This is a genomic window from Sphingobium sp., from assembly GCF_036170395.1.
Classification (GTDB): domain Bacteria; phylum Pseudomonadota; class Alphaproteobacteria; order Sphingomonadales; family Sphingomonadaceae; genus Sphingobium.
The window spans coordinates 1-7,511 of record NZ_JAVHPD010000083.1 but is presented as its reverse complement, the minus strand read 5'-3'; the positions used below and the strand labels follow the sequence as shown (position 1 = coordinate 7,511).

Annotated in this window: 12 protein-coding genes; 11 read left to right on the top strand and 1 reads right to left on the bottom strand. The window is 64.3% G+C overall.

Annotated features, from left to right (window positions below):
- Positions 1 to 221: 221 nt before the first annotated feature.
- Positions 222 to 1,850: a Na+/H+ antiporter gene (locus V2B31_RS20000; RefSeq protein ID WP_328281986.1), complete on the bottom strand. Its 1,629-nt coding sequence runs from the start codon at positions 1,848 to 1,850 to the stop codon at positions 222 to 224.
- Positions 1,851 to 1,994: 144 nt separating this feature from the next.
- On the opposite strand from V2B31_RS20000, the gene V2B31_RS19995 reads away from it, so the two are divergent.
- The 11 genes from V2B31_RS19995 to V2B31_RS19945 all read left to right on the top strand — a co-directional run bounded on the left by V2B31_RS19995 (position 1,995) and on the right by V2B31_RS19945 (position 7,388).
- Positions 1,995 to 2,507, top strand: a complete 513-nt coding sequence (locus tag V2B31_RS19995) for a hypothetical protein (protein ID WP_328281984.1) — start codon at positions 1,995 to 1,997, stop codon at positions 2,505 to 2,507.
- A gap of 2 nt (positions 2,508 to 2,509) precedes the next feature.
- On the top strand, positions 2,510 to 2,983 hold the full coding sequence (locus tag V2B31_RS19990) for a DUF6878 family protein (protein ID WP_328281982.1): 474 nt from the start codon (positions 2,510 to 2,512) through the stop codon (positions 2,981 to 2,983).
- A gap of 4 nt (positions 2,984 to 2,987) precedes the next feature.
- Positions 2,988 to 3,353 (top strand): DUF6915 family protein, encoded by a 366-nt coding sequence (locus V2B31_RS19985; protein WP_328281980.1) that lies wholly within the window; start codon positions 2,988 to 2,990, stop codon positions 3,351 to 3,353.
- 58 nt (positions 3,354 to 3,411) lie between these two features.
- Positions 3,412 to 3,669 (top strand): type II toxin-antitoxin system prevent-host-death family antitoxin, encoded by a 258-nt coding sequence (locus V2B31_RS19980; protein ID WP_328281978.1) that lies wholly within the window; start codon positions 3,412 to 3,414, stop codon positions 3,667 to 3,669.
- Positions 3,670 to 3,707: 38 nt separating this feature from the next.
- The gene (locus tag V2B31_RS19975) at positions 3,708 to 4,112 is read left to right on the top strand and encodes a hypothetical protein (protein ID WP_328281976.1); all 405 of its coding nucleotides are present in this window, start codon (positions 3,708 to 3,710) and stop codon (positions 4,110 to 4,112) included.
- A 100-nt stretch (positions 4,113 to 4,212) separates the two neighbouring features.
- Positions 4,213 to 4,521, top strand: a complete 309-nt coding sequence (locus V2B31_RS19970) for a DUF7673 family protein (protein WP_328281974.1) — start codon at positions 4,213 to 4,215, stop codon at positions 4,519 to 4,521.
- Positions 4,522 to 4,657: 136 nt separating this feature from the next.
- Positions 4,658 to 5,353 carry a hypothetical protein gene (locus tag V2B31_RS19965; RefSeq protein WP_328281972.1) on the top strand — a complete coding sequence of 232 codons (696 nt, stop codon included), beginning with the start codon at positions 4,658 to 4,660 and terminating at the stop codon, positions 5,351 to 5,353.
- Between the two features lie 11 nt (positions 5,354 to 5,364).
- Complete coding sequence (locus tag V2B31_RS19960; protein WP_328281970.1) at positions 5,365 to 5,649, top strand: hypothetical protein; 285 nt, start codon at positions 5,365 to 5,367, stop codon at positions 5,647 to 5,649.
- A gap of 77 nt (positions 5,650 to 5,726) precedes the next feature.
- Positions 5,727 to 6,632: a hypothetical protein gene (locus tag V2B31_RS19955; protein ID WP_328281968.1), complete on the top strand. Its 906-nt coding sequence runs from the start codon at positions 5,727 to 5,729 to the stop codon at positions 6,630 to 6,632.
- Between the two features lie 85 nt (positions 6,633 to 6,717).
- Positions 6,718 to 6,978 (top strand): antitoxin, encoded by a 261-nt coding sequence (locus tag V2B31_RS19950; protein ID WP_328281966.1) that lies wholly within the window; start codon positions 6,718 to 6,720, stop codon positions 6,976 to 6,978.
- Complete coding sequence (locus tag V2B31_RS19945; RefSeq protein ID WP_328281964.1) at positions 6,975 to 7,388, top strand: type II toxin-antitoxin system VapC family toxin; 414 nt, start codon at positions 6,975 to 6,977, stop codon at positions 7,386 to 7,388. The genes V2B31_RS19950 and V2B31_RS19945 overlap by 4 nt, the downstream gene beginning before the upstream one ends.
- Positions 7,389 to 7,511 lie beyond the last annotated feature (123 nt).

Below are 7,511 nucleotides of genomic sequence, written 5' to 3'. Positions count from 1 at the left end.
ACCTCGCCTCGGAGATGGCGCCCAAGGCCGATGACGGTCTGCCGCCGCTGCCCGGCGCCGACGAGACGGCCGATCGCGGCCAGGGCAGCGAGGCCGGTGCCGGGACCGGCCTCGGCCAGTCTTCGTCCGAACACGCCTTCGCGAGCTGACGCTCCGACGGCGACCGATCAAGGCCCTCGCTCGTCCGAGCGGGGGCCTTTTTCTTTTCCGCCGCTCGAAAATCAGCCCGCGAGGCGCGCTTCCGCAAGATCGAGATCCCGCACCAGCCTGCGCGCGGCCTCGCTCCCGAGCTCGCGTCGTCTCACCCGTCGGAAGATTTCCGTGCGTTCCGCCTTCAACGCCGCGAGCCGCAATTCGCGCTCGATCCGTTCGTCACGCCGGTGCTGGGCCATGTCCTCCGGCAACGTCGCCTCCCGGTCTATGCGCTCGCGGTACAGGTCCATCAGGCGCGATGCCGCATGCACATAGAGGTCCGCGTCCTTCCTGCCCTCGGCGAGCTGATGCTGCACCCGTTCGATCGCGGCGATCGCGGCTTCGGCCGCCGCGCTGCGCGCGCCCTCGATCTCGGCATCGCGGGACGGCTCCGGCGGCATCTCGAGGCCGCGCATCATCAGGGGCAATCCGATCGAGGCTGCGACCAGCGACAGGACGATGACGCCCATCGCCAGCAGGATAGCGAGGTCGCGCGCGGGAAACGCAGAGCCATCGGTCATGGCGAGCGGCAGCGTGAGCACGCCCGCGAGCGTGATCGCGCCGCGCACCCCCGCAAAAGACATGGCCCCGACCAGCCGCCAGTTCGGGCGCGTGCGATCTTCCTTGCGGCGGAACAATGTCCAACGCAGCGACACCCACACCCAGGCGAACCGCAGTGCCGCGAGCCCAAGGTTGATGGCGACGATATAGATGGCGAGCCACCACGGCTCACGATGCCCCGTCACTTGAACCGAAGCCGCAGCGCCGGCCAGTATCGTCGGCAATTGCTCGCCCAGCATCACGAAGATGATCCCGTTCGCAGTGAACTGGATGAGATCCCAGACCGCGCTCCGGCGGATGCGCGTGACGGCCATCGCATTGCCGCGCGCCTCGACGAACCCCATCGTCAGGCCCGCCGCCACGGCGGCCAGAATGCCCGAGCAATGAAGATGCTCCGCCACCAGATAGGCGCCGAACGGAATGAGCAGGCTGATCAGGATCTGCGAACCGCTCTCCTCGCCGACAACCCTGGTGACCATCTCCTTCACGCGTCCGACGGTCCAGGTGAGGCCTGCGCCGACGATAATCCCGCCGATCGCCACCCACAGGAAACTCAACGTCGCGGCGCCCACCGAGAACGACCCCGTCAGCGCGGCCGCGATGGCGAAGCGCAGGCACACCAGACCCGACGCATCGTTGAGCAGCGATTCCCCTTCGAGGATATGCATCAGCCGCTTGGCGATCGGCGTGCGCTGGGCGATTGCCGAGACCGCGATCGGATCGGTTGGCGAGATGACCGCCGCAAGCGCAAAAGCCACCGCCAGCGGCATCGCCGGGATCATCCAATGGATGAAGAAGCCCATGCCGATGACCGTGAAAACGACAAGGCCGAGCGCCAGTTCGAGGATCGTCGCCCCATCCTTGAACATATCGTCGGGCGGGATACGCCACCCGTCGAGGAACAGCAGCGGCGGCAGGAACAGGAGAAAGAAGATGTCCGGATCGAGCGTCACCCGCCAGTCGGCGACCAGGCCGATCGCGGCGCCCAGAGCGATCTGGACGAGCGGTCGCGGAACTGAAAACGGCAGGAGGCGGGCCAGGATTCCACTCAGCACGACGGCGAACAGCAATGTCAGGACGAGCGTGATGGTTTCCAAAAGCGGAGCCTCTGAACAGATTATCCGGGACGACGATCCTGTCTAACGTCGCGGCCCATTTCTGTCAGCTTCAATCCATGCCGGCCTGCGGCCGTAGAGCGGAGAGGGGCTGAGGATCCTGTCCATTCGCGACGGGAGACCAGAATGTCCGACACCATCGATCTGGGCGGAGCGCCAGCAAACGAAGATTGTGCCCAACTCGGCCACACGCCCGACTTCGAGCGGCTGAACCGCCTCGAGGTCGCTACCTACCGCGCAGCCCTCGTCGCCCTCCACGGCAGCCCGCCCCAAGGCTGCGCGCTGGTGACGCTTACCAACCGGCATGATTTCGGCGTCTATTATACCCTCGGACTCACGGTCGACGCTGGCGCCGCGCGGCGCGAGCCAACCGTCGCGGCCTTCGCCGAGGCCGTGCAGGAGGGCCTCGGCAGCTGGATCGAATCCGGCTTCGCGCCGCCCGTCCGCTATGATGACGGCGGACCGCCCAAGGTCGATCGGACCTCAATCGACGACATCGTGACGGGCGCGCTGCTCGCCACCCGGCCCAATGCGGACGGCGCCTTCGCCGTCCCCGATTTCGAGATCCTCCACCGCAATCTGACCATCGCCTACCCGCGCAGCGCCGAGGCCGCGCGGCGGCTGCTCCAGGAGATTTGACCATGGACCATCCAGCACAACCCCCCCAGGACGTCGTTGTCGCCGATGCGATCAGCGCCGAGCTCCAGACGGCCTTGTCGGCCGTTCAGGCCGTCGAGACCCGTTGCAAGGACGCTTTCCTGCCGCTGCTGCGCGATCACGGCATCGTCAGGGTCGAGGTTCATTATGATGGCGGCGGTGACGAAGGCGCCGTCTGCGACGTGAATGCCTATGCCGCCCATGGAGACGCCGATCTTCCGGGTATTCAGTGCGACCATCATGCCCTCGAATATAATGGCGAGGTCTCAAGCCGGACCATCGCGCTCGAAGACGCCTTGAGCGCCTTCGCCGAGAATGCCGTGTGCGCGCGCCATTGCGGATGGGAGAATGGCGAAGGCGCGCATGGGACTATCTCCATCGATGTCGCGAGCGGCACGGTCGGCCTAACCCACAATCTTCGTTTCATTGACTATGAGACGACCGAGACGGAGCTCTGAGGCAATGTCGCACTGCTATTATCATGCGCTGAGCTCCGTGCGGCGCTGGGGCGGCAAGCCCGAGGATTATCTGGCGCTTCACCAGTGGTTCGACGAATCCAAGAAGATCGTCGCCGACCCGCGCCACCGCGCTTTGCGCCATCATGCCGAGGGTATATTTCTGCTCGAGACGGTATTCGGCGTGACGATCCGGAACAGCGATGACCGCGACATCCCGGTGCGCCTCATCGGGGAGCAACATGTCGTTGAAGATCTCGGCCGTATACCCTCCTTTGCCGACTGGGCCCGTCTCATCCAGCCGATGCCCTGGATCCTGCGCGGCAATCCTGCCGGTTCGGCAGCTTGCGAAATGTCGCGAGACACATGTTAGGTGCCGGCCACCCTTGACGTAGATCCGTAAACTCCGTACTTTACGGATAGGAGGATTTATGAGTCAGACCGCCACTTCAGTGGAAGTTTCAAAGGCTTTCGGTCGATTTGGTCGACAAGCCCTGCGCGAGCCACTTACAATCACCAACCACGGTGAACCGAGCTTGGTGCTCCTTTCGCACGAGGAGTTTCAACGCTTGAAGCGGCGCGATCGGCAAGTGCTGATGCTTTCCGATTTCACCGAGGAAGATCGGGCGGCCGTTGCCGCCTCCCGTCCTTCCAGGGAAGCGGAAGCGTTCAACGATGAACTGCGCTGACCTTGAGAAGTCTTCCAACGCCGGTTCCCGGACTGGTCTTGCGGTATTCCTTCCTGTGGAGCCATGAAGCCGCGCGCGGCGCAGAGGAAGGCAGTAAAGACAGACCCTGCGCCGTCTTGCTCACCATAGCAAATCTGGAAGGTCAGGAGATCGTCACGGTTCTCCCCATCACTCACGCAATGCCCGCGAATCCCGATCTCGCAGTAGAGATTCCCGTCAAAACCAAGACACGCCTTGGTCTTGATGGTGAGCGCTCTTGGATCATTCTCGATGAGGCAAATCGTTTCGCGTGGCCCGGTCCCGATCTAAGACCTGTTCCGGGAGACACAGAGCAGCGGGTCGATTACGGTCAGTTGCCATCCACCCTCTACGATCTCGTTCGCGAGAAATGGCTGCGTGCCTATGATCGCCGCCAGGTCAGTCAAACCGTCCGACCGGAATAGCTCACATGATCGCAATTAATGAAGAAAGACCGCGATCGACAGGCGCACCAACCAAACCGCGCGCGGCGTTTTGCGCCGACAGCTCCCTGCCAGGATGAGCATGGTGCCAGCGCCCTTCAGCCAGGAAGCTGCGCACAAGGCCCTCAATAGGCTGATAGACCTCGCGCGCTCCGATACGGGTCAGGCGCGCCGCGCCGCCAATTTTCTTCTCGCCTGGTGGAACGGCGAGGATTGCGGCCACTTTCCGATCGCCGATCTCTTCGGCGTCGATGCGACGATCGCGACGCACATCACGACGATCATCGGATTTCTCGGCCAGCACGAAGGGGCGATCTATCCCGATACCTTCGGGCGCGGCGCCGACATGGCCGAGCTTGTCGGACGCTGGCGGCGCTTCGACACCGACTAGCGGCGGTCGGGGCGGGCCCCCATCCACACCCAAATGCCGTGAAAGGGAAGGGGGGAGACGGTGGGTGGCTCGGGCAGATCCCGAGGCCGTTCACCGCGGCGCCCGGCGCGCCCCAGCTTCCCGCGAGACTTCCCATATGGCCAACCACTTCACCAAGGCGAGTTTCGTGCTCGCCGTCACATCGGCCGAGGCCGACGTGCTTCGCAAAGTCGCCGACGCGCTTGATACCGTCGGCGACGCCGCGCTCGAACCGGCGGACCGCGCCGCCCGCTTCGCCGCGTTGGGCCCGGTCTTTGCGGCATGTTTCCCGCCGTCCGAGGCCGAGCCGTTCGATGGCTTCCTCGGCCTCTTTTCCGATCCCGATTATCCGACCCTCGGCTTCACGCTCGAGATCGATCCGCCCGGCGATACGGATACTGTCAGAGTCTGGATCCATGGCGATCAGATCGACATCGAGGCCGCCGCCGCGCTGATCCAGGCGGTTGCGACATCGGCTCTCCCGTACGGGTTCGAATATGCGCTCGACTGTGATCGCATGCGGCCCGGAGAATTTGGCGGCGGCTATGTCGTGATCCGCGCCGATGACATCGAATATGGCGGATCGGCGCGCGGCCTCGAACAGGCGCTCACCCGTCGCACGGAGAATGCGGAGCAGTGCCTGGTGATCGCCATGCGCGACGCCGATGAAGGTCTGCTCTTCTGGAACGGCGACGACGGTTTCGGCGCGCTCGAGACCGCGACTGTCTTCTCCGAGGCCGAGGCCGCAGACATCGACCTGCCTATCGCCAACGACCAGCCCGAGTGGCTGGCGCTCCCTTCCGTGCGCGCCTGAGGAGACCGGCCATGCGCTACATCATCGCGCTCTACGAAATCGACCGCGCTTATGGCGGGCCCGAAGAGGGCGGATGGTTCTTCGACACGGGCGAGCTCGTCCGATTGCTCGCTCTGGCGCCGACGGAAACGCGCGCGCTCCATCTGGCCGAGCGCGCGAACCGCCTTCTCAGCCGCCTCCAGCGTCACCGCCGTCCGGTCAGTTCCGTCGCCTATGACGGCGGGCGCCACACCGCGATCGTCTACGAATGGACGGCACCCGCGGTCTTCCCCGAAGTGCGGCCGCTTTATGCCTGACGGGCTTCCGCAACCCGCCATCCCTCTCTCGCGGCCTGGACGCGCTTCGGGTTGCGCCTTCACCGCAGGAGCAATCCATGTCGACCTACAGCGTCATTTTCCGGGCCAGCGTTCCCGACTGGATTCTCGAGCGGGCCGAGGCCGAATCCGAGGCGCCCGCCCGCAGCTGGCTCCTCTCGCAAAGCTGGTATGAACGCCGGCAGATCCCATGGGACGGCGGCGTCACGCTCGCGCCGCATCACGAGGCGTCGCTCACAACCCATGATGTCTGCCTGCGCCTTGATTGTCCGCGAACCGCCCGGCCGCGCTGCGGTACGTTGAGCCTCGAAATCAATGTCACGCGCCAAGTTCTCGACCTCCCCGGTGGCGCCGTCTGCCATCACCGCCGCGCCGGGCCATCGGGCATGCTTGCGCAGGGATCGTTCAGCACGGTCAGGGGGAACAGCGTCATCGGCCCCGTACCGGACGGCTGGCCAATCGATCGCACCCTCAATGGCTATTCCCATCATCTCGGCAGCTATGGACAGGGCGGGGTCGGTCTCTCGGGGTGGCAGCTCAACGGCGGTTCATGGCTCGTCCTTCCGCTTAAAAGCTCCGACAGCTGGATCTGGCTGACCCATGAGGCCCTGACGCCGGCTTCCGACTATTTTTCGCTCGCGGCGCACATCGACCATCGCATCGTCGGGGTCCATCCCGACCAGCTCGCTGACTTCCCGCCCTGGGAGCATCGATATGCCGGCCACCATCAGATACGCGATCTGCCCGACTTTTCGAGCGAACGCGCACGTGTCGCACACTTCGAGGCGAGCGCATCCGGCTTCGTGCTCGAGGCCGAGAACGGTCTCACCCGCTGGCGCTTTGCCATGGGCGATCACCTGCCGCGGCCGATCTGGGCTGGCTCGCGCGAACACCGTGACCTTCATGAGGGTGAGTCGGTGGCGGAGGCTTTCTTCCTCGCCCATCATTGCTATCTTGAGGTCTGATCCCTCGAATTTCCGCCGTCTGTGCGATCTCTTGAACAAAGCGCGCCGGCCATGTATATGTCTTTGTATATGCAAGGAGGCCACTATGGCAAGATCCGAACCGATAGCCTCCCGAGAAGCCAAGCTCTTTCGCAACAACAAGAGTCAGGCGGTGCGTATTCCAGCCGACTTCGAGCTGCCGGGTGACCGCGTCCTCATACATCGTGAGGGCGACCGGCTCATCCTCGAACCGATCCGCAAGAAGAACCTGCTGGAGGTTCTGGCGGGGCTCGAGCCGCTCGGCCCCGAGGATCAGTTTCCCGATATCGACGATACGCTGCTGCCCGCTCGGGCGATCGACCTGTGAGCATCCTCTATATGCTCGACACCAACATCGTGTCCGAGCTTGCACGAAATCCTCATGGTGCCGTGGCGAAGCGCATCGCGGCCGTCGGCCCAGACACCATCTGCGTCAGCATCGTTACTGCCGCCGAGCTACGCTATGGTTGTGCCAAGAAGGGTTCGGCGCGGCTGTTGGCCCAAATCGAGGCGATTCTGGAGAGCGTGCAGATCCTTGCGCTAGATGTTCCGGCGGACACCGAATATGGCGGTATTCGCGCCGAACTCGAAGCAGCCGGCAAGCCGATCGGCCCCAATGATCTGTTCATCGCTGCCCATGCCTATGCGCTCGAAGCGGTCCTCGTGACCGCCAATGTCGGCGAGTTTTCCCGCATCCGCGCCTTGAAGATCGAAAACTGGCTCGACGCGGCCCATTGATGCCAGGGCCGGCCATGGCAGCGGGCTGATCCCGTCGGCAGAGGTTCGTTTCTCATGTTGCCCAAGATAGTCCCGAGGCCGCGGGTTGCGGGCCTCGGATGGGGCGCTTGTGCGCCTGCTCGG

Coding starts and splice junctions, on each gene's coding strand:
- V2B31_RS19970 (WP_328281974.1), top strand. CDS start 4,213: ATGGTGCCAGCGCCCTTCAGCCAGGAAGCTGCGCACAAGGCCCTCAAT.
- V2B31_RS19980 (WP_328281978.1), top strand. CDS start 3,412: ATGAGTCAGACCGCCACTTCAGTGGAAGTTTCAAAGGCTTTCGGTCGA.
- V2B31_RS19985 (WP_328281980.1), top strand. CDS start 2,988: ATGTCGCACTGCTATTATCATGCGCTGAGCTCCGTGCGGCGCTGGGGC.
- V2B31_RS19990 (WP_328281982.1), top strand. CDS start 2,510: ATGGACCATCCAGCACAACCCCCCCAGGACGTCGTTGTCGCCGATGCG.
- V2B31_RS19960 (WP_328281970.1), top strand. CDS start 5,365: ATGCGCTACATCATCGCGCTCTACGAAATCGACCGCGCTTATGGCGGG.
- V2B31_RS19950 (WP_328281966.1), top strand. CDS start 6,718: ATGGCAAGATCCGAACCGATAGCCTCCCGAGAAGCCAAGCTCTTTCGC.
- V2B31_RS19995 (WP_328281984.1), top strand. CDS start 1,995: ATGTCCGACACCATCGATCTGGGCGGAGCGCCAGCAAACGAAGATTGT.
- V2B31_RS19955 (WP_328281968.1), top strand. CDS start 5,727: ATGTCGACCTACAGCGTCATTTTCCGGGCCAGCGTTCCCGACTGGATT.
- V2B31_RS19965 (WP_328281972.1), top strand. CDS start 4,658: ATGGCCAACCACTTCACCAAGGCGAGTTTCGTGCTCGCCGTCACATCG.